Origin of the sequence: Spirosoma sp. KCTC 42546, from assembly GCF_006965485.1 — a bacterium.
In the GTDB taxonomy this organism is placed as follows: domain Bacteria; phylum Bacteroidota; class Bacteroidia; order Cytophagales; family Spirosomataceae; genus Spirosoma.
The window spans coordinates 792,980-816,745 of record NZ_CP041360.1 but is presented as its reverse complement, the minus strand read 5'-3'; the positions used below and the strand labels follow the sequence as shown (position 1 = coordinate 816,745).

The following is a 23,766-nucleotide window of genomic DNA, read 5'->3' as shown; positions in this document are numbered from 1 at the left end:
AAGGTTAGAAGCTGGCACGTAACATGACACCCATTGTACGGAAAGATGGGTTGTTACCAGCGTTATTGATGTTATCCGACCATTTCGTACCCACGTTGGTTTGCTCAGCATCCAGGTCTTTGATGGTTCTGTAGATAAAGAACAGGTTACGACCAAATACGGACAGGGTCAGGTTCTGCGTGCCAATTTTACGGGTGATGCTGGCCGGAATCCGATAGCCTAACGAGATCTCCCTCATTTTGACGTAGGTGTTTTCCTTCACATACAATTCATAGCGCGAACTGCTGTACTGAGGACCACCCCAGTTGTACGTACTGTTGTAATAAACAGCCTGCGAAACAACGTTGGTATTGGCTTCGCCAGTTGGCAGTACGCCGTCCATCAACATACCATCGTGGTATACTACCTGGCCGCCTGGTCCGGCAGAAGCCGTCGTCTGAACACCTTTGCCATTTGCATCGATATAATAGCTCAGACCACCGTGTTCAGCATCCATAGCCGTAAGGCTTTCTTCCGTCAGACCCCTTGATGTCAGCCAGTTAATACCTGTTGGCATAATAGAGCCACCGTAGCGGAAGTCAACAACTACGTCCAGATTAAAGCCTTTATAGCTAAAGTTATTCAGCAAACCACCCGTCAATTTCGGCATGGCATTGCCCGCCTTGATCCAGTTGTTTCCATCCAGTTGATAGATACCGTTGGGGCCAACTACGTTCTTGCCATCGGCATTTTTCAGGATACCATGGACGTAAATATCACCCATTGGCTGCCCAACTGTAGAGCGTAACTGAGCAGCATTACCGTCGTAGTCGGCGTGTAACAGTTCAGTCGAATTGTTGGTCAGTTTTTCTACCTTGTTGCTGTTTTTAGCCAGGTTCAACGTCAAATCCCAGTTCAACCCATTCGTGCCTGTGCTCCGTATCGGTGAGATGTTCAACGCCAGTTCCAGACCCTGGTTTCTAAGCGTACCGATATTGGCCAGAACCGACTTGGCACCCGAACTGGCGGCAATGGTTAAAGGCAGAATCTGATCGACGATTTGTGCATTGTAATAAGACAAATCGACGCCCAGGCGATTTCTGAAAAGCCGGGCTTCCAAACCGAATTCAAACTCATGTTTCTGCTCAGGGCGGATTTTGTCATTGCCGTAGTCACTGCTGATGTTGGTATACAGAACTGAGCTACCACCCGCCTGCTGTAAGCTCAGGCTTCCCTGATTGTAGGCATTGTTGGCGCTGTAGATAGCTGGATAGTTACCCACAATACCCCACGAAGCCCGCAGTTTAGCGTAGCTGATAGCGTTAGGCAGTCTAAATAAATCACTGAACACCAGGCTCGAGTTTACGGACGGATAAACGAACGCATTATTACCCGGTGCCAGCGTTGATGTGCGGTCACGACGGATCGTCCCTTCAACAAAGAAGAAGTTTTTATAATCAAAGTTTACCGTACCCAAAAAGGCATCCCGAACGTAGCGGTCACGAGTGTTACTACCGTTTGCGGTGTTGACAGAAGCCGAGACATCAAAGAAATTTTCGGTACTCAATCCACCGTTGGTTGACCGTTGTAGTAATGTATTCAGCGTCTTGTTGGCCGTGTAACCACCTCTGGCCGAAACGGTCATATCTTCGTTCAACTTCTTGGTATAGTTAAGCAGAACGTCTGTATAGACATTACTGTAGAAGTTGTTGCTCATCGAGAAGGAACCGGAATAACCAAAAGCCAACGGCTTATCACTACGTTGCTTATCTTCCAGCCGCTCCGAGGTAAAGTCCGTTCCAACCCGGCCACGAAGCGAGAGGTTGTCCAGAATATTCCAGGTCTGCGTAACGCTGGCGATTACCCGGTTGCTGTACTCATCGTAAGTGTTGGCGCGGGTGCTCCATACGTAATCACCAATATCCGTTTTGAAACCATTCCGAATGATGTTCTCGGCAGGTGTTAAGCTCTGGTTCGTTCCAGTCACGTACTTATAGCCCTGGCTCGTCTGATATTTATTGAAATACCAGTCGGCCGATTCAAACCGGTTCATCATCCCCGTAAAGTTGTTGATCATGCGATCCACTTTGTAGGGGCGGTTATGCGTATACTGGTTGACGTAGTTAACCATCAGATCCGTTTTCAGCTTTGGGTTGATATTAAAGCTGGCATTCAGGTTCATGATGTTCTTTTCGTTTTTCGCGCCATAGCTAATCATTCCGTTATCCTGGCGTGTGTACGAAAAGCGCAGGTTTGAATTCTCCGTTGCTTTCGAGATTGCCAGGTTAATGTTTGCACTGTGGGCAGCCTGGAATAAATTAGCGTAACTGTTGTTGGAGGGTAAATAAGGTCGAACTACTCCATCAAAGGCCATAACCGGCTGGCCATCAAACTTGGGGCCGAAGTTGACCGTAGCCCCGAGCAATCCACGTGTGTCGCCTTTTCCGTCACCATCGGTATCGTAGGAGATGAATCCGTTGGCATCCTGCCCACCATCCGCATAATTTTTAAAGTAGCCGGGACCTCTTACGTTCTGATAACGTGGCAGATAGGCAATTTTATCTTCGCTATAGCTCGCGCTGAAATCTACACCCAGGCCTTTTTTGCCTTTACCCGTTTTGGTAGTCACCAGGACCACGCCGTTCACCGCTTCGGAGCCGTAAAGCGCAGCTGCCGAAGCACCTTTGAGAATTGAGATGTTTTCAATATCGGCCGGGTTTAGGTCAAGCAGGCCATTCCCACGAATACGCTGGTCACCCCAATAATCATTGTTCCGTACTTCACCATTCCGAATGGGGATACCATCCATGACGATCAGTGGCTGTGTATTACCAGTAATGGAAGCCAGGCCCCGGATGCTGATACTTACAGCACTGGTTGCGCCACCCGGCGTAGCATTGATGGTTACACCAGGAGCTTTACCATAAAGTGCCGTGGCAAAGTTTGGTGATGCCGTTTTAATCAGGGCATCATTCTTAACAACAGCCGTAGCGTAGCCTAATGCGCGCTCTTCCCGTTTAATACCCAGAGCCGTTACAACAACTTCATCAATTGAGGAAGCATCTTCGTCCAGCACGATGTCAACAGTAGCTCTGTTTTCGACTGCAACTTCCTTGGTTTTGTAGCCAATGAACGAGAAGACTAATACTCTGTTTTTGGCAGCGGCAATCGTGTATTTTCCGTCCGTATCTGTAATGGTACCCGACGTGCTGCCTTTTACCACAATAGAGACACCTGGTAACGGCTGACCATCATTGCTTGCAGTAACCCTACCCGAAATCGACTGAGCCAATGCGGGCGTGCTTATTATCAACAGTAGGATAACAAGCCTCAGTAAATCTTTTGCCATACAATAATCTGATTAAGCTTAAGTTAGAGAAATTTTATACAATATTAATAAATTTCTTTAACCCCACATCATAAAATAAAATTTTTTAAAATATTACTTTATAGTTGGCTTACCCACATAAGCAGGCAGGTATTTGTGACGACATGTGTCCTTATCAAAAAAATAAATACGTAAGGAGGATGAACAGATCGTGTTGAGTGTTTATACTTAGATCTGTTTGTTAAGTCGTGTGCCCCGGTTTGATTTGTCCATTACCCGAGACGGCCCAGAAGGTTTTCTTTTTAAGTCGTTATCAGTAGTTATCCAATCAGGAAATTGCCCGGCAACTGGACTTATCCCCCTAAAACTGTTGAATACCATTTATCCAGAGCGTTGCCTGTTGCGTGTGCAGGTAAAAGATTATATCCTGTCATTATCGTTAGTCATCTACGCGTTTTTTTTAGCTGACCTTTTAGCAGTAAACACGCAAAATTGTTAACCACAGAGGCACAGAAAGTGAACCCATCACGGCACATCTGGCAATATCCCAACCTGCCTACTAGCTGATTTATGTCTTATTTTTGTTAGATTTATTGATACAATTCGCATTTGTACTACGTGAATTGATTAGTTGATACCGAGGTGGACGAACAACAACTTTGGAAATCGTTTCAGACGGGTGATGAGGACGCCTATACGCAACTTTACCAGTTGCATATTCGGGCTATGTACCGCTATGGCATGAGTCTGGTGTCGGCATCCGAAGCCTTCGTGCTGGATTCTATCCATGATGTATTTACGGAAATCTGGGTAAAACGCTCGCGTCTGACTACCCCCGACAACGTTCGGTCTTACTTACTCAAATCCCTCAAAACCCGAATTATCCATCAGCTCGAGCGCAAAGAGCGCCCTTTCCAGTCGTTAACCGAAACCGACTTCGATACGCTCTGGGATGAACCAAACGATCTGGAAATTCTGGAAGAACTGGAAGCGGCCACCTCCCGCCAGCAACGTCTCCAGCGACTCATTGCCCAGTTGCCCCCGCGCCAACAGGAAGCCCTCAAATTGCGCTTTGTCGAAAATATGGATTACAACCAGATCGGGGAAGTATTATCAGTCAATCAGCAATCGGCTAAAAATCTGGTTTTTCGAGCCGTTGAGAAGCTTCGTGGCTGGATTGTTCTCCCCTTTTTAACTTTTTTCCATTTTTTTTAGGATTAAGTGAGTACGTTTTTCAAAAATCGTCATCTACTGACAAACCCGGTAGATTGTGCGACCCGCTTACGAGACCTTTTCATCCGCTGATTTTCTAACTGACGACTCGTTCGTTACGCATCAGCTTACGCCCACGCCCCAATCGACGGTCTTCTGGGCGAACTGGCTTGATCAACATCCGCATCGGTACGCACACTGGCAACAGGCCGTTGATTTACTAAAGGCCGTTCGCCTGGGTCTCGACGACTATGCCCAAACGCAGTTGTCGGAGGAGGCCATCCATGCGCTACTCAGTCGAATTAAACAGACGAATGCACAGCAGGAAACCCTGATCGTTGAGGTACCGAATCGTCGCTGGGCCAGGATGGGATGGGTTGCCGCAGCCTGTGTGCTTCTCGCGCTGGGAGTTGGTTTCTGGTTCCAACTGACGAATGCGGTAGAGTCTCCTTACGAAAAACACCTCACCGTACTTAAACATGCATTCACTGAAACGATAAATACGACAACGCAACCTCAGTCGATTCATCTGGCCGATGGCTCCGACGTTTCTCTGGCTCCCGGAAGTCGATTGAGTTTCGCAGCTGATTTTGGGAAGCAAACCCGAACCGTCTATTTGTCAGGCGAGGCTACGTTTGAGGTCACTAAAAATCCACACAAGCCCTTTTTGGTCTACGCAAACGAAGTGGTGACGAAAGTGCTGGGAACGAAGTTCATCGTTCGGGCATTCGAGAAAGAAACCGAAGTACGTGTTGACGTTCAATCCGGGCAGGTATCCGTTTACCGCGATCTGGCTCAAGCACCCCAAACGACAACTGCATCCGCTGATACCAAAGGCGTTTTGCTGCTGCCCAACCAGCAGGTTGTGTTCTCCCGGCAAACCGAGCAATTTAATAAGACCCTCGTCGATTCACCCCATATCCTGGCTACGGTAAAGAAGCAGTCGGTTCACTTTTCGTACGACGAAACGCCTATTGCTCGGGTGTTTCAGGATTTAAAAGACGCCTACGGAATCGACATTCGCTTCAATCAGGAAGCACTGGTCCATTGCCAGTTAAGTGCATCGCTGGAAGCCGAGTCATTCGAACAGAAGCTGGATATTATTTGCAAAACAGTTGGGGCCACCTACGAAATTCTGGATGGTCAGGTGATTGTGAACGGAGGAAATTGCCAGTAAAAAATCTTACTAACCCTAAAGCTAACCTTAACCTGTATGCTATGAATCTGTAATTACTCGCTACTGCTCCCCAATTTTTCGTGAAAAGCCAATGGTGGGACAAGCACCATTGGCTGGATTCTTCCCCTTAGGTGATACGGCCCGATTCAGGCTGACGGGGATTGTTTTGCCCGATTTTTTTGCAAACCGAACTGACAAATCAAAACTATGAAAAAACCTACTCCTTTTATAGTAAGGTGTATGAAAATTACCTGTGTACAAGCCTTGTTGGCGGTGCTGTTCATGAGTGCATCCTGGGCCACCGACGTAACGGCCCAGGAGCTACTGGATCGACGGCTCAGCCTGACTGTTCGAAACGAGAATATTAAAGCCGTTTTGCGGGATATTGAAAAAATGGCGGACGTCAAATTTTCGTATAGCCCGCAGATCGTACCGGCTAAACGCCTGGTGTCGTTCTCGATGCAGAACACAACCCTGCGGGAGGTACTGGAAAACCTGCTATCTCCGTTACGGGTGAGCTACAATGTATCGGGTCAGCAGATTATCCTGACCCGTGTCCCGAATGACCCTTCTGTAGGGCTCACTCTCCCCACGCCCACCGAACAGCCCCAGACTGTTCTGGAACCCGAACGGGTCGATCGGGCTGTAACCGGCGTAGTAACGGATGAGAAAGGTGAAGGGCTACCCGGTGTGAGCGTTTTGCTGAAGGGAACGCAGACCGGCAGTGTAACGGATATTAATGGCCGGTACTCAGTAAATGTGCCCAATAGTGGCGGCACGCTGATTTTTTCCTTCATTGGTTACGTGTCGCAGGAAGTGTTGATTGGTAATCGGTCAGCTATAGATATCAAATTAGTGACAGATATTAAGTCACTGAATGAGGTGGTGGTGGTCGGCTACGGTACACAGCGGAAGAGTGATATTACGGGTTCGGTAGCGTCGGTTAGCTCAGAAGCCCTGCGTGAAGTGCCCGTTGCCAACCTGCAACAAGCCCTTCAGGGGCGGGCTGCGGGGCTTGAAATTCAGCAGATTGGCACCAAACCGGGTGCGGGTGCACAGATTCGTATCCGGGGTGAACGCTCCATCAACGGCTCCAACGATCCACTGATCGTACTGGACGGAATTCCTTTTGAAGGCGGCAACCTGAATGACATTAACCCCAATGAAGTCGAATCGGTTGAAGTGCTGAAGGATGCCTCAGCGACTGCCATTTATGGTTCGCGCGGAGCCAACGGGATTATTCTCGTTACGACCAAACGCGGGAAGGCTGGCCCCGCCAAACTGACGGTTAACTCTTATTATGGCGTTAGCACCGTAGTCCGGCGATACCCCGTTTATAATGCCGATCAGTACCGTGCACTGCGGGACATTTCGGTCTTCAACGGTGGCTACATGCTCGAAGAACTGGAGTCAATCAAGACCGGACGCACCACAGACTGGCAGGATTTGATGTACAAAAACGGCTTTATCAGCGATAATAGTCTGGGTTTGTCGGGCGGCACGCAAGACACGCAGTTCTCGCTCGCGGGTGGTTATTTTAAGCAAACAACGGTGTTGCCCGGACAGGACTTTACCCGCTACTCCCTGCGCGCCACCATCGACTCCCGAATCGGTAAACGCTTTAAACTGGGCCTGAATACGCTGAACACCCTGGGCATTACCAACGGCGATCAGTTCGTAAACCCCATGTTCAACATCCTGTCGCTGAGCCCACTAATGCCCGCTTATGACGCCAATGGCGGTATCGTGAAAGCCCCGGCGGGTAACGTGGATGATCAGGCTAACACCTACAGCCCGTTGTTGCTATTCAACAACAACAATAACTGGGTTGACCGGAAACGTCGTCTCCGTACCTTCAACAGCCTGTATGCTGAATTTCAGATCATTGATGGATTAAAATACCGGTTGAATCTGGGTCTGGATTATCGGCAGGAGCAACAGGCTCAGTTTCAGGGAGCCGACAGCTATTTCCGGGTGAAAATGGGCAATACAGCCAGTGTCAATAACATCGAAGGCTTCGGCTATACCATTGAAAACCTGCTGACCTATGATAAAACCATTGCTAAAAAACACCGGATCAGCTTAACGGGCCTATACAGTCGGCAGGTTGACCGCACGTACAACAGCTACGCAAAAGTCGACTCGATTGACCAGGACTTCATCCAGTTCTATAACCTGGGTCAGGCGAAACAATCGGCAACAAATCGGCCAACACTAAGCGGGAGCGAATCAACCTGGGGGCTTATCTCCTACATGCTGCGGGTCAATTATGCCTACAATGATAAGTACCTGCTTACCATAACGGGACGTCGGGATGGGTCTTCGCGGCTGGCTAATAAATGGCACAACTACCCGGCGGTTTCGCTGGGTTGGAATATTGCCAACGAAGCCTTCATGAATCCCATTAAAGTAATTACCAACCTGAAACTACGGGCTGGCTGGGGCGAAACCTCGAATCAGGCCGTTGCCCCGTATTCCTCGTTGGGTGGGGTGACGAATACCATTGCGAACGGCAACGTGAACGTGCCAATTCTGTACAACTACGGCACCAGCATCCAGAGTGGCTATTATGTAAACGCAGCTCCCAACACTGCCCTGGATTGGGAATACACCCGCACAACGAACATCGGTCTGGATTTTGGTCTCTTTGGCAATCGCCTGACGGGTTCGGTTGACTACTACAATGCCCAAACGTACAACATTCTTTATGGTCTGGCCCTGCCGTCGTCGTCGGGAATTCCGGGCAATTTCGTGACCAACATCGGGAAGATGGAGAACAAGGGGCTGGAAATAACGTTGAGCAGTGTTAACGTTCGAACTCAAAGCGGCTTTACCTGGTCGACGGATCTGAACCTGTTCTTCAACCGGAATAAGTTACTGAGTCTGAACGATGGGTTTGTACGAAACATACCCAATGGTCTGCACGTAGGGCAACCACTCTCGGCGATTTATGATTACGATAAACTGGGGATCTGGCAGATCAACGAAGCCGCCCAGGCCGCTACATTTGGTCAGGTACCGGGTCAGATTAAAGTACGGGATATCAGCGGACCCGATGGCAAACCCGATGGCAAGATCGATGCCGACAACGACCGGACCATCATCGGGAGTGGCCAGGCTAAACTACAGGGAGGTCTCACCAACCGATTCACCTACAAAGGTTTCGACTTTTCATTCGTTGCCTACGCCCGTATCGGAGGCACGCTTGTCAGCGGTGTTCACCAGCCTTATGCGGGTTACCTGGCTATTCTGGATGGCCGTCGGAATCAGCTAGCTGTCGATTACTGGACACCAACGAATCCAACGAATGCGTTCCCGATGCCCTCGTCGCAAATAACACCACCTAACGCCAGCAATGCCTGGTCAACGCTGGGGTATTATGATGCATCATTCGTCAAAATCAGAAGCATCAATCTGGGCTATACGGTCAACACGAACGTACTGAGTCGGTTAGGCGCACGCTCTGTTCGGGTTTATGTGCAGGCGCAGAATCCATTTTTGCTGTTCTCGCCCTACGTCAAAGCGGGTGGCGTTGATCCAGAGCCGACCGGCACGGGTACCAATGGGTTTGTGCAGAGTGGCGGAAACATCCCGAACCGGGCGCTCACCATTTCGCTGAATACCCCGCCAACCCGCTCCTTCATCGTGGGTGTCAATCTTGGTTTCTAATTCCTGAACAACAAATCCTGACTATGAAAACGAAGTATAAATTAGCTGTCGTTCGGTTGCTGACCCTTGCCTTACTCGGCTTGCCATTCGGTTGTAAAGACGATATTCTGGAAGAACAACCCTATACCGTATTTACAACGGATTATTTTAAATCGGCCACTGGCCTTCAAAGTGCCGTTACGGCAGCCTATGCGGGCCTTCGCTATGATTTCGGCCCTATCGGTGCCTTAGACATTTCGAATATGGGCACCGATGAGTGGACCATGGGCGACCAAAGTCTAACGGGCGATGCGTTTCAGGAAGGAACCTACGGGCTGAATTCCAATGATGGGGCGATTCAAACGCCCTGGAACCGAAATTACTGGCACATCAATCTGTGCAATGCAGTAGTCGATTTTGCGCCAGAAGTCCAAATGGATGCCGCAGCCAAAACAGTCCTGATTGCCGAAGCCCGGTATTTACGAGCCCAATTCTACCTGTTACTGGTGCAACAATTCGGGGCCGTTCCGGTCAATCTGGGGTCGGGCGATCTGAAATTCAACACAACCCCCACAACGGCATTCTATCGGTTACCGCTGAATGATGTGCTGGTGAAAGATTACCAGGCGATGATCGATGATTTGATTTATGCCAGTGCCAACCTGCCCATTACCCGACCTTCGGGCGCTTTCAAACTATCACAGGCGGCTGCGCTCCATATGCTGGCGAAAGTCTATCTGTTTCGGGGCTATTCGACGGTAAAACAGGGCAGTGATTTTCAGAATGCGTATGACACGGCGAAAAAACTGATCAATGGACAGTCGACCTATGGAACAGCCTTGCAGCAGGATTTTGGCAAGGTGATGGAAGAAGGTAATGATTATAATTCCGAAATCATGTTTTCGGTAGAACGGATGCCACTCAACAACGCAGCCAATGAATCGCCCAGCCCGAGTACTGATTTTGCCAACAAAGTAAACCTGGCCAACAATCTGTTCAACATGAACTACCAACAGGCAGTCCCCGGCAATTACCCGTATGTACCGCTTGCCGGAAAGACTATTTTCACCAGTCGCGTACTGCAATACGGTCGGCCATTGCGCCACTTCGCGCCCACCAAATGGCTGCTCGAAACCGCCTTTGCTGATCGGGGGAACGATAGCCGTTTCGACAACTCATTCCGCATGGTCTGGAAAGCTGATACCTACGATGCCGCCGGTACCGATGCGTATAAATCGTACGTATCGACCATCAACAGCTATGGTCTGGCCATTGGCGATACCGCGATTTATCTAACTAACACAGATAAAAAAGCGGATTCGCTGAAAGCCTTAGCGGGTGCCCAGCAAAAGAAGTATTTCGTCGTTGGCCCCTCGCAGTTTTTCCTGCCTTCGAACCGGACGCTGAACGTGTATCCGAATCTGAAAAAGTATGATTCCAAACAGCGCGCCAACTTCCAGGACGCATCGGGCCGTCCCTTCCCGGTGAGCAAGTTATCGGAAACGTATTTGCTGGCGGCAGAAGCGGCTATGCAAACGGGAAAATCGACCGAGGCCGTGGATCTGATTAACGTATTGAAAAAACGCGCGGCTTACCGACCGGGCCTTACGACAGCGCAGGTGGATGCACGCTATGCTCAGATCAAAGTAAACTCAGCCTCGCAGATAACGCTCGACTACATCATGGACGAACGCACCCGCGAACTCTGTGGCGAAAGTCTGCGCTGGCCTGATCTGGCGGTACGGGGTATTCTGGTGGATCGGCTGAAAACCCGCAACCCAGATGCCGCTCCCAAAGTACAGCCGTTCCACATGCTCCGGCCCATCCCCCAAAGTCAGCTCGACGCCTTGCAGGACGCCAACAAAGCACAATATCAGAATCCGGGGTATTAAATTAATGGATAATGAATAATGTAAAATGCACAATAATTAACATGCTCATAATCGGTATGTCATCCATTTTACATTATTCATTATCCATTATTCATTCAATTTTAAATATTCATGCAAAAGACATATCTCCTTCATATACTGGCACTTGGATTGAGTGCGGGACTGATTTCCTGTAGCAAACCCGATGCCGTAGGCACCCTGAATCTGGGTAGCTTTTCCGATACCAGCGGGACCTTAAAAAGCGCGACCAGTGTCCCCATTGGTATCGCTATTGATTATACACCCTTTGTGAACGATGCCAAGTATCGGGGCACCATAGCCCGCGAGGCCAAAACTGTCACTTTCGGCTACCAGATGAAACACGGTGCGCTGGTGCAGAACAACGGGACGATAAACTTCAGCCAAGCCGATCAACTCTACGATCTGGCAACGGCTTCCGGGCTTGAGGTATTTGGTCATACACTGGGTTGGCATACGAACCAAAATGCCACTTATCTGAAGACGCTCACGGCGGGTGCCAGTTCGGCGGGTGCGCCTAACCTGTTAACCAATGGCGATTTTGAGCAGGGAAGTGGCAGCAGTTTCACGGGCTGGTCGGCCTACAATGGTGGATCGTCCATGTCGGCGGGTTCGGGGGCTGAGGTGCACGGTGGGACCCGGTCGTTCAAGGCAACGGTTACGGCGAGCGGGCAACCCTATAGCGTTCAACTGGCTAGTACCGCATTCACGTCTACCGTAGGTAGTTCCTATAAAATTTCGTTCTGGATCAAGGCGCAGGCTGCCGGTGGAAAGATGCGTCTGTCAACAGCACCCAACGCGCAGTACAGTGCTGATTATACCGGTATTGGTACAGATTGGGCGCAGTATAGCTGGACAATTACGGCGAATGCACCTGCTACCCAACTGGTCCTGGATGTCGGCAGCACAGCCAACACGTATTACATTGACGATATAACCATCACTGATCCGAGCGTTTCTGTCCCGGCAACAGGTGCTGAGATTGCAACGCGGGTCGATAATGCGCTGAACGACTTCATTACCAAAACCGTAACCCATTACAAAGGCAAAGTAAAAGCCTGGGACGTGGTCAATGAACCGATGATCGATGGTTCCGGTGCCTTGCGGACCAACACCAATACTACTCTACCCAACGGTGCCACCGATTACTTTTTCTGGTCGCAGTACCTGGGGCGCAACTGGGCGTTGAAAGCGTTCCAGTACGCAGCCGCAGCCGATCCAGCAGCGGAGTTGTATATCAATGAATACAATCTCGAAGCGAGCGGTACCAAACTCGATTCGCTGATTGCCTATGTAAACGAGTTGAAAGGCAAAGGCGCTAAAATCTCGGGCATTGGTACCCAGATGCACATCAGTACCAATACATCCTATGCGGGCATTGACAATGCGTTTCAGAAACTGGCGGCTACCGGACTGAAGGTTCGGGTTTCGGAACTGGACGTTCGCGCAAATCCGCTGGACAAGGCAGATTTCGATCCAAAGCGAAACCCACAGGCTTTTGCGTATCAGGCCGCTATGTACAAGTATGTGATCGACTCCTACCTACGCTATGTTCCGGCAGCTCAGCGGGCGGGTATCACGATCTGGGGCGTCACGGATGCGGATAGCTGGATTGTTCTTCAGCAGAAAAAGATCGACACCCCCCTTTTGTTCAATGCCGATTACACAAAGAAACCAGCCTATTCGGGTGTGTTGCAGGGATTGAAAGGGCAAGCGAATTAAGCATATTAACTTAATTATTTTGATGGTGTTTTGTCATTCCGACGAAGGAGGAATCTCAAGTGGATTAATAGTCAAGCTTGAGATTCCTCCTGACGTCGGAATGACAAAAAAATGCTCATTTTTGACCGAAATAGAAAAATATAAGCCGTTTCAAAGTCAATCCGTTCTCTCCCCCACCGATGATCCACCGTTGTTTCCAATTCATCTTCCTTTTCCTGACACTATCGGCTTTTGCCCAGCCTCCCCATCTGCAAAAACAGGGAACGGCAACGCAACTAATCGTTTCGGGAAAACCCTTCCTGATACTGGGTGGTGAACTCGGTAATTCGAGCGCATCGGATATGGCGTATATGCAACCGATCTGGCCGAAGATGCAGCAAATGCACGTCAACACGGTACTGGCACCCATCTATTGGGAATTGCTGGAGCCTCAGGAAGGAAAGTTTGACTTTACGCTGGTCGATGAGTTGATTAAAGAGGCTCGGCAACATCAGATCAAGCTGGTCTTTCTGTGGTTCGGAGCCTGGAAAAACAGTATGTCCTGCTATGCGCCAGCCTGGGTCAAAACCAATACGAAACGGTTCCCCAGAGTTCAGACGAAGAGCGGAAAGGCCGTTGAAATTCTGACGCCATTTGACAAAAATACCCTTGACGCAGATGTAAGCGCATTTAGTGCGCTCATGCGTCACATTCGTGAAACCGACGAGCGGCAACAGACTGTCATCATGATTCAGGTTGAAAATGAGATCGGGATGCTGCCCGAAGCCCGGGATCACTCGCCGTTGGCAAACGCTGCTTTTGAAAAACCCGTCCCGGCAGCACTGATGCAGTATGTACAAACGAACAAAGCATCACTGGCACCCGCCATCCGAACCGCCTGGCAAGCCAACGGATCAAAAACCAGCGGTACCTGGGAATCGGTATTCGGCAAGAGTCTGGCCACCGACGAACTGTTTATCGCGTGGTACTTTGCCGTGTACACCAATCAGGTAACAAAAGCGGGCAAGGCCATTTATCCGTTACCGATGTTTGTGAATGCGGCCCTGAATCGCCCGAATGTCAAGCCCGGCGATTATCCCAGCGGTGGGCCCCTACCCCACGTTATCGACGTCTGGAAAGCAGGCGCACCCGCACTTGATTTTCTCTCTCCCGACTTTTATAATCCCGATTTTAAGTACTGGAACGATCTGTATACCCGTAAAGACAATCCGCTGTTTATTCCGGAGATTCGCTTTGAACCGTCCGATGCCGCTAAAGTTTTTTACGCCATTGGGCATTATGAAGCTCTGGGTTTCTCCCCGTTCTCGATTGAATCGACAGAGAAGCCCGCCGAGGAGCCGATTGCAAAAAGCTATACTATTCTGTCTCAACTCACTCCCCTTATTCAAGCCAATCAGGGTAAAGGTGTCATGAACGGAATGTTGTTTGACAGAAAGACGGCTATTGATACCATCCGGCTAGGTGGCTATACGTTTATCTGCAAACACGATTACACCCTGGGCTGGTCGCCGAAAGCAAAGGAAGAAGAATGGCCAATGACGGGCGGCCTGATTATTCAAACAGGGCCTGACGAGTTTACGGTGTCGGGAACAGGTATAGTCATTACCTGTACGTCCGATAAGCCCGAAGCACCCAATGCGGGAATTTTGCAACTAGACGAAGGAACGTACATCGACAGGAAGTGGAAACCGGGTCGGCGACTGAACGGCGATCAGGATCACCAGGGCCGTCATATCCGGATTCCAACCGGGGAGTTTGGGATTCAGAAGCTGACGCTGTATCGATATTAGGGGCTGCTCTGGTAGCTAAATTCGGCTCGTTATTTATATTCACACAATTTATTATGAAAATAATGCAACCGATTGCAAATCAAAACACTATTTATGATATTTGTACTAATGTAAGTAATAATAGTATTATTGAGTAGATCGTGTTCGAAAAACACTTTTAAGCACTCGGGTGCCAATAGCCATCAATTTATGGCCAACTGATTCTGACTTGAAGGATCAAACCGAAAAATAGTAGCATACGATTCACCTATAAAAGTGGACTTATAAGCTAACCTTATTAACTCACTATACATCCATAACCAAACCAATTTCTTCCAACCACCCTTTCCCTAAGCCTATGACAAAACACGTAACCGCATAAAAAAAGCCAGTGATGGGCCAACATCACTGACTTCCAAACTTTCCCCATTTCTCCTGCGAAAAATTCATCCGGTTCGGATGCAGGGATTTTTTTGCCGTTTCTTAACCGACAAACCTTCAAATTTATGTCAAATCAACTACAGTTACGTAGTCTATTACGCATTTTTTTGCGTCACGGACTCTACCAATTCGTACTTATAGCGACACTTATACCAAGCGCGTGGGCCCACAAGCCACTTACTGCCGACCAACTCGTTACGGGTACCGTTCTCGACGAAAAAGGAAGCCCCTTAGCCGGGGTAAATATCCAGATTAAAGGCACTACGCGGGGCACTGCCAGTGATGCAGGTGGTGCTTTCCGGATTGATGTTCCAAATGGAAGCTCGGTCCTGGTATTCAGCTACATTGGCTATAAAAAACAGGAAGTTCCCGTTAACAATCGGAGCACGATCAATGTATCGCTGGAGGCTGATGCGGGTTCACTGGAAGAGGTCGTTGTGGTGGGTTATGGTACCCAACGGCGGTCGTCACTAACGGGAGCCGTTTCGACCGTAACACCTAAAGAGTTAACAGCTTTGCCCGTACCGAACGTGTCATCCGCTTTGCAGGGACGGGTGCCGGGTGTATCGGTTGTTAACAACGGAGGACCGGGAACGTCGCCTATTGTACAGATTCGGGGAGTCGGTTCGATTAACTACGCATCGGGGCCTCTCTACGTCATCGACGGCGTACCTACGGGCGATCTCAACAGCTTCAATACCAACGACATTGAGTCGCTGGAAGTACTTAAAGATGCCAGTTCGGCGGCCATTTACGGCTCACGGGCATCGAATGGTGTTATCCTGATTACAACCAAAAAAGGTGGCCGGGACAGCAAAGTACGCATTACCCTCGACTCCTACGTGGGTACACAAAGTGCCTGGCATAAAGTGGATGTGCTCAACCGTGACCAGTATGTGCAATATGCTAAAGCGCTCACCTCGAACGCCGGAATCCCAACGCCGGGTCGTTTGAGTGATTTGAATCAGCCTATTTACGCTGGGGCAACGCAGACATTTGCCCAAACCGAAACGAACTGGCAGAACGAGCTTTTCCGGAATGCCCCCATCGCCCAACATCAGATTTCGCTGTCTGGCGGCAACACGGTTTCCCGTTTCTTCGCGTCGGGGAGTTACTTCAAACAGGACGGTATTATGAGGGGGAGCGATTTTGAACGAGGCTCTTTACGCCTGAATTCCGATCACCAGGTAGCCAAGTTTTTGACGATTGGCCAGACACTGACCGCTGCCTATAGCAACCAGCGTAACGAAACTACAGGCGATCGGTCACAGTTAATGCATGCCATTCGGATGATGCCTTACTGGCCGACAATGGACCCTACGAAAGTAGGTGGATATAGTGCGCCAACGGCCCTTGACGGTTCTGACCCGGAAAACCCGCTCCGCGCCCCAGCCATGGACGTTACCCGAACTAAATTCCTGAAAGCTTTTGCTACGGTCTACGCCGATGTCCGGTTTACCAGCTTTCTGAAATACCGCTTTAATTACGGGGTCGATTTAGGTTTTTCAAACGGTAGCACGTTTAATCCAATTTACAACGATGGCTACGTGCAGCGTACGTCCGCCACTGTGCAGCAGGTACGCAATACAAACATCGCCCAGACAATTACGAATCAGCTTTCGTTTGATAAAACGTTTGGAAAACACTCCCTCAGCGTGCTGGCAGTGGCCGAAACGCAGAAGGTACTGTCTACGGGTCTGACCGGTTCAGGTACCCGACCCAACAACGATCTCGATGTCATTCAAGGTGTTAGCAACCCGTCCATCACCAGCACTCGTGCCGAAACAGACTTAATTTCGTATGTAGGTCGTATCAATTACGATTACGAAGGTAAGTACCTGCTGAGTGCTTCGATTCGCCGGGACGGGTCCTCGTTGTTTGCCCCCGGTAATAAGTGGGGGAACTTCCCATCGGCATCGGTAGGCTGGCGTATCAATCAGGAGAGCTTCATGAAAGGCATGCCGCAACTCTCTGAGTTAAAACTGCGGGCCAGCTACGGCCGGACCGGTTTCAATGGCATAAACAACTATGCCTGGCAATCGCTGGTACAGGCCGATGCCACGGCTTATCCATTTGGTAGCGCCAATGGGTTAGGCTCCTATTTCAACTCGCTGGGCAATACCGAACTGAAATGGGAAACTACCGACATGGTCAATGTAGGCCTGGATGTGGGCTTGTTCAATAACCGCATTACGTTCACCGGCGAAATCTACAACCGCTTTACCGATGGTTTGATTCTGGCTGTTCCAATTCCGAACTCCATTGGGTACACCAATGCGCCCGTTGCCAATATTGGTAGCATGAAAAACTGGGGCTACGAATTTCAGGCAGGTTATAATTACGCGAAGGGTGATTTCCGGGGGAATGTATCGGCCAACGTAGGGATTACCCGCAACCGGGTGCTGAGTCTGGCCACGCCAACGGCATCCATTTACGCAGGCCAGAATGCGGACTACGGCGGATTCGATATTACCAAGACCGAAGTTGGGCAACCCATTCAGTCGTTCTATGGCTGGCAGGTCGATGGTATTTTCCAGAGTCAGGCCGCTATCAATGCGGCAAATGGCATCGATGGAAATGACCAGACCTTGTACCAGGATAAGGCGGCACCGGGCGATATCAAGTTTAAAGACCTCAACGGTGACGGTAAAATTGACGCCAACGACCGGACGTACTTAGGCAGCTACCTACCGAAATTCAACTACGGCGCTAATTTCACGGGCTCTTATAAAAACTTCGACTTTACGCTCTATCTGCAAGGCGTTCAGGGCAATAAGATTTATAACGGCACAAAAGTGGTTACGCAAGGCATGCTTCGCTTGTTTAATGCGGGCACGGCTGTCCTGAATGCCTGGACACCCACCAACACCAATACTGATGTACCACGGGCAGTAAGCGGAGATCCGAACAACAACAGCCGTACATCGGACCGCTTCATTGAAGATGGTTCGTATATGCGGATCAAGAACCTGACGATTGGGTATACGATACCCGTCAAAACGCTGGGCAGCTTAACCAGTGGTGTCGTCAGCAAAGTTCGGGTGTATGTTTCTAGCCAGAACCTGCTGACACTGACCAAGTATACAGGCTACGACCCAGAAATTGGTTCGCGTAATGGAACGCTGCTACGGAGCGGCATCGACTATGCCAACTACCCACAGGCACGCACCTTTCTGGCTGGTCTTCAGCTCACGTTCTAATTGGTTTTTCGACGACCTCAAATCTTATTATTTCCATGAAAAGACAGTATTTTTTAATCAGCGCTTTACTCCTGGGTATGACGGTTGGGTGTAACGACAAGAGCTTGGATCAGCTCAACCCCAACGCCGTTACTACCGATAGTTACTTTAAAACCGACGTGCAGATAAAAAGCGCCACGAATGGTATCTACGCGGCTCTTCAATCGACTAATCTGATAGCGCGTGAGTGGTTCTTTACCGAAGACCTTCGTTCCGACGATGTATCGGCGGGCGGTGGCCAACTCGAAACGCCCCGGAACCAGTTGTTGACGGGTGTTCACGACACAGGAAACTCGTTGGTGAGTTCCGTTTGGACGGGCGCTTACCGGGTTATTCACCGGGCCAATGTGGTCGTTGATAAGGCCGCGGCTTCGGCGTCTACGCTAACGGCCAGCGTAGCTGCTCAGGCAACCGGCGAGGCCAAATTTTTACGCGCCTGGTCCTATTTCGAGTTGGTGAGTCTGTGGGGTGCCGTTCCACTCTACAAAAACTACGTTACCTCACTGTCAGGTTCGGCGGCCCGTTCGCCAGAGGCTGATGTATACGCCTTTATTATCGCTGATTTGAAAGCAGCTCAGGATGCGCTTCCGGCTACGTATGATGCAGCCAATCAGGGCCGGGCTACGAAGGGCGCGGCTACGATGTTGCTGGCTCGCGTGTATATGCAACAGGGCGATTATGCCAACGCCAAAACGGAGCTACAGAAAATAATCAGCTCGGGCACCTATCAACTGGTGGATGAGTATAACGATAATTTCATTGAGGAAACCGAGTTCAACAAAGAGTCGATCTGGGAAGTCAACTTCCTGCCGTCGGGTGGCACGTTCAACTGGAACACCGACGCCGATGGGGCTTCGGCGGGTGAAGAAACTGTTCGGACCCAGGAGTATTCGGGTATCGGCTGGCGTAACATCATTCCGTCGAATAGCCTGCTGGCTGAGTTCGAAAAAACCAGCAAGGGCGATGCGAAAACTGACCCGCGTTATGCTAAGTCGGTGTACACAACGGGCGATAAATTCAACAATGGTCAGAGTACATTGACGGATGATGTGCAAAACGGCTTTAGCTCGACAGTTGATGGCAAAGTGCAAAAAATAAGCTGGCGGAAGTTTACGCTGATGTACAAAGCGGGAGTTTCAACAACCGGGGGCATTAACCAGCGCATTATGCGGTATGCTGAAACGCTCCTGTCGATGGCTGAATGTGAAAACGAGTTAGGCAATACAGCCAGCGCGGTTACGTACCTGAATATGGTTCGGAGCCGCCCCAGCGTGGCGATGCCCGCTTACCCAACAGCGAACTACCCGGTTACAACAAAAGATCAGGTATTGGCTGCTGTTATGCACGAACGCCGGGTTGAGTTAAACGGCGAGGAAATCCGGAACCGGGACATTTTGCGCTGGCGGAAACTGGGCAAGCTCAAAACCGAACCCATTGCTTATTTCCAGAAGGGCAAACACGAGTTACTGCCGATTCCCCAACAGGAAATTGACAATAACCCGAACATCGGCCTGAAAGGACAAAATCCTGGTTATTAAGTAATTAATGAATAATGGATAATGTGCAATGGATAACGCTACGATGCTACTTATTCATTGTACATTATCCATTATTCATTTTTGCGTCTGTGGTGTCAGATGCTAACATCTGACACTGTGAGGTTTCTTAAAACCTCTCTAGTTAGTATAAATGAGGTTTTAAGAAACCTCGCAGTGTCGGTTTTGAGAAACTGACCCCACAACCCAACAAGCCGTTTTATGCAAAAGATGTGGTTACAGGTTATCTGGATTGGCAGTCTCAGCAGCGTATTCACGGCCTGTCAGCAGTCCGCTCCTACCCTCTTTGAGCAGCTTCCCAGTACCCAGACGCATATAACGTTTGCAAATTCGCTGACCCCAACCGAACAGCTAAACGGCTTTACGTTCACCAATTTCTACAATGGTGGGGGCGTTGGCATTGGGGATTTTAATAACGATGGTTTCCCCGATGTGTTCTTCACCGGCAATCAGGTCAGTTCCCGCCTGTATCTGAATCAGAGAAAACAATCTAAAGACAGTTTTGAGTTTGCCGACATTACCGAATCGGCTGGGTTAACTACCGATCGGTGGTGTTCGGGCGTGGTGGTTACGGATATTAATCAGGATGGCTGGCTGGATCTGTATATTTCGGTGGCAAGCCATCCGGCACTGAAACAAACGAAGAATCTATTATTTGTTAATCAGGGGCTTACGAATGGCAAACCTGTTTTTAAAGAACTAGCGGCTGAATACGGCCTGGCCGATCCATCCTTCACCACACAATCGGCTTTTTTCGATTACGACCTCGATGGCGATTTAGACGTCTTCCTGCTCAACACCGCTCCCGATTATCAAAATCCCGCTCACCTTCGCCCGGTTGTTTCAGACGGAACACATCCGAGTACCGGAAAACTCTATCGGAACGAAGGTATTGGCCCAGCCCGACATCCCATTTTTCGCGACGTTTCGCAGCAGGCAGGCATCACCTACGACGAACTTGGATTAGGCCTGGTTATCAGCGATTTCAACAAAGATGGCTACCCGGACATTTACTGCTCCAACGATTTTACCAGCAGCGATATTCTGTACCAGAACGACGGAAACGGCCATTTCACCAACGTTATCAAACAGGCTACGGCTCACACCAGTATGTATGGCATGGGCGTGGATGCGGCCGATCTTAACAACGACGGCCGACCCGATCTGATGCAGTTGGACATGCTGCCGAAAGAAAATAAACGACTCAAAATGATGCTGAACGGGCAGGATTTTGACCGCAAAGAAATGAGCGTTTCTGCACCCTACGGCAATCAGATGCAGTACATGCGCAATTCCCTCCAACTCAATTTGGGCAATCTGGCCGGTCCTAACACACCCCTGTTCAGTGAGGTTGGCTTGATGGCGGGCGTGGCACAAACCGACTGGAGCTGGGCGGCCCTCCTGGCCGACTACGACAACGATGGCTGGAACGATATGTATATCACCAACGGCTATCGCAAAAACGTCACCGACCGCGATTTCATCAACTTTACCGAAGACTTCTCCGGCTTCGGCACCACCGAATACAACACGAAAAAACGACTCGATTTACTAGAAAAAGTACCCGAGATTCCGCTCGCGCATTACGCCTTCCGCAACAAAGGGGATGGCTCGTTCGCCGATGTCTCTAAGCAGTGGGGCCTCAATACCGAATCATTTGCAAACGGGGCTGCCTACGCCGATTTCGACAACGATGGCGACCTGGATCTCGTAATCAACAACGTAGATGCCGAAGCGCTTATCTATCGAAACCGAAGTCGTGAGCAGTCACCCTCTCAGCATTATTTGACCATCAACCTCCAGGGCAATTCGGCCAATCGTCAGGGCATAGGGGCCAAAATTACCCTTTGGCGAGCGGGTCAGATGCAATACCAGGAATTATCGGTGGTGCGCGGATACCTGTCTTCAGTAGAACCTGCGCTCCATTTTGGGCTAGGTAAGCAGGACAAGATTGATTCCCTACAAATTGACTGGCCGGGTGGGCGTACCGAAACCAGACGCCAGCTTACAACTAATCAGACACTTACATTTTTTTATCAGCAGGCAACAGCAACGACAAACCCAACTCCGGCTGCTCCGCAATCAACGCTTTTTTCGGACGTAACAGCTTCGTACCCAATCGACTTTGTGCATCGGGAATCGGACTTCGTCGATTTTAAGCAAACGGCGGCCATGCATAAAATGCTGTCGCGTTCGGGTTTTGCGCTGGCCGTTGGTGATGTCAATGGTGATGGGCTGGATGATTGCTTCGTAGGTGGATCGTATCGGGGAAGTCCGGCTTGCCTGTTCGCGCAAACTGCGAACGGTGGTTTTGTTAAACGACCGTTTCCGGCTCAGGCTACCCAGGAAGCCACAAGTGCGCTGTTTTTCGATGCCGACGGCGACAAAGACCTTGATTTATATGTGGTATATGGCAGCAACGAACGACCGGTCACTGAGAAAGCAGTTTATCAGGATGAGCTATACCTGAACAATGGCAAGGGCGATTTTAGCCTGGCCCCCACAACTACGTTACCCGATGTTTCCGGCAGTGGTTCCTGTGTAGTTGCCTATGATTTCGACCACGACAATGATCTCGATCTGTTCGTAGGCGGTCGCCAGATTCCCGGCCAGTATCCCCTACCCGCCCGGAGCTACTTATTGCGCAACGACTCATCTCCACAAGGCGCTCACTTTACCGATGTGACCCAACAGCTTTGCCCATCGCTAATGCAGGCAGGTCTGGTTTGTTCAGCACTCTGGTCCGATTACGACAACGACGGTTGGGCTGACCTCATGCTGGCAGGCGAATGGATGCCCCTAACTATCTACAAAAACACGAAAGGCAGCTTTAAGGCGACCTCATCGCTCCTCCAAATTCCAAACACCGCGGGTTGGTGGAACAGTCTGGCACAAGGTGATTTTGACCACGATGGCGATATGGATTACATCGCTGGCAACGAAGGACTGAACACGCTTTATCATGCTTCAGCGGACGAACCCGTTAACATCATCGCCAAAGATTTCAATAAAGACGGGACCATGGACCCACTGATGGGTTATTACATCAATGGAGTCTCGTATCCAGCCGTACCGCGCGATGCGCTGAATCAGCAGGTTATCCAGTTCAGACGAAAATACCAGCGGTTCGCAGAGTACGCAGCCGTAACGTTTGATGAACTGCTGTCTGACGATGATCGGCAGGATGCTTATCAGGCACAGGCGACCTATCTGCAAAGTGCCTATATTGAGAATCAGGGTAATGGTAAATTCGTCGTTCATGCCTTACCGCAAATCGTTCAAGAATCACCCGTTTTTGGCGTTGTGGTGCATGACTTTAACCAGGACGGCCATTTGGATGCCGTGTTAACAGGCAATTTCTATCCCAACGAAGTGAACATGGGTCGCGAAGATGCGTCGGTGGGTGCGGTGCTGCTGGGCGACGGTCACGGTCATTTCAAACCCCTAAATCCAGCCGAAAGCGGCCTGTTGATTCGGGGAGATGCCCGGTCGTCGGTGTTAATGAAGAGTAAAAACAAGGAAATGTTACTTGTAACAGTAGTCAACTCGCAGGGATTACGGTTAAATAAATGCCTGTTGCCAAGGAGAAAATGATTTTTTTTGACAGGATTAACAGGATTTTTTCGGTTGTGTCGGCTTCTTAAAGCCGACAAGCTCCCGTTCCCCGTTCTCACTTGGCTACGCCGAGTGAGGGCTATTGGTTCAAGGGCCTCTGGCCCGTTTTAGTGCATTGCATTGACCGGCCAGAGGCCGTTAAAAAAATACCCCTCACTCGGCAAAGCCAA

Annotated in this window: 10 protein-coding genes; 9 read left to right on the top strand and 1 reads right to left on the bottom strand. The window is 49.8% G+C overall.

All coding sequences use genetic code 11. From position 1 onward, the window contains the following. Positions 1-4 precede the first annotated feature (4 nt). Positions 5-3,328 carry a SusC/RagA family TonB-linked outer membrane protein gene (locus EXU85_RS03460; protein ID WP_142770734.1) on the bottom strand — a complete coding sequence of 1,108 codons (3,324 nt, stop codon included), beginning with the start codon at positions 3,326-3,328 and terminating at the stop codon, positions 5-7. A gap of 621 nt (positions 3,329-3,949) precedes the next feature. Between EXU85_RS03460 and EXU85_RS03455 the strand changes: the two genes are divergently transcribed. From EXU85_RS03455 to EXU85_RS03415, 9 genes are all read left to right on the top strand, one after another. After that, the gene (locus tag EXU85_RS03455; protein WP_142770733.1) at positions 3,950-4,522 is read left to right on the top strand and encodes an RNA polymerase sigma factor; all 573 of its coding nucleotides are present in this window, start codon (positions 3,950-3,952) and stop codon (positions 4,520-4,522) included. 55 nt (positions 4,523-4,577) lie between these two features. Next, positions 4,578-5,696 carry a FecR family protein gene (locus tag EXU85_RS03450; protein ID WP_142770732.1) on the top strand — a complete coding sequence of 373 codons (1,119 nt, stop codon included), beginning with the start codon at positions 4,578-4,580 and terminating at the stop codon, positions 5,694-5,696. Between the two features lie 240 nt (positions 5,697-5,936). Continuing rightward, positions 5,937-9,365 carry a TonB-dependent receptor gene (locus EXU85_RS03445; RefSeq protein ID WP_168207731.1) on the top strand — a complete coding sequence of 1,143 codons (3,429 nt, stop codon included), beginning with the start codon at positions 5,937-5,939 and terminating at the stop codon, positions 9,363-9,365. 23 nt (positions 9,366-9,388) lie between these two features. Beyond that, the gene (locus EXU85_RS03440) at positions 9,389-11,236 is read left to right on the top strand and encodes a RagB/SusD family nutrient uptake outer membrane protein (RefSeq protein ID WP_142770730.1); all 1,848 of its coding nucleotides are present in this window, start codon (positions 9,389-9,391) and stop codon (positions 11,234-11,236) included. A 111-nt stretch (positions 11,237-11,347) separates the two neighbouring features. Continuing rightward, positions 11,348-12,976, top strand: coding sequence for an endo-1,4-beta-xylanase (locus tag EXU85_RS03435; protein WP_142770729.1), 1,629 nt, complete (start codon positions 11,348-11,350; stop codon positions 12,974-12,976). Positions 12,977-13,155: 179 nt separating this feature from the next. Next, positions 13,156-14,766, top strand: a complete 1,611-nt coding sequence (locus tag EXU85_RS03430) for a DUF5597 domain-containing protein (protein WP_142770728.1) — start codon at positions 13,156-13,158, stop codon at positions 14,764-14,766. A gap of 485 nt (positions 14,767-15,251) precedes the next feature. After that, positions 15,252-18,386 (top strand): TonB-dependent receptor, encoded by a 3,135-nt coding sequence (locus tag EXU85_RS03425; protein WP_142770727.1) that lies wholly within the window; start codon positions 15,252-15,254, stop codon positions 18,384-18,386. A 35-nt stretch (positions 18,387-18,421) separates the two neighbouring features. Next, complete coding sequence (locus EXU85_RS03420; protein WP_142770726.1) at positions 18,422-19,963, top strand: RagB/SusD family nutrient uptake outer membrane protein; 1,542 nt, start codon at positions 18,422-18,424, stop codon at positions 19,961-19,963. A 219-nt stretch (positions 19,964-20,182) separates the two neighbouring features. Then, positions 20,183-23,575 carry a VCBS repeat-containing protein gene (locus tag EXU85_RS03415; protein ID WP_142770725.1) on the top strand — a complete coding sequence of 1,131 codons (3,393 nt, stop codon included), beginning with the start codon at positions 20,183-20,185 and terminating at the stop codon, positions 23,573-23,575. The last annotated feature ends 191 nt before the right edge of the window (positions 23,576-23,766 follow it).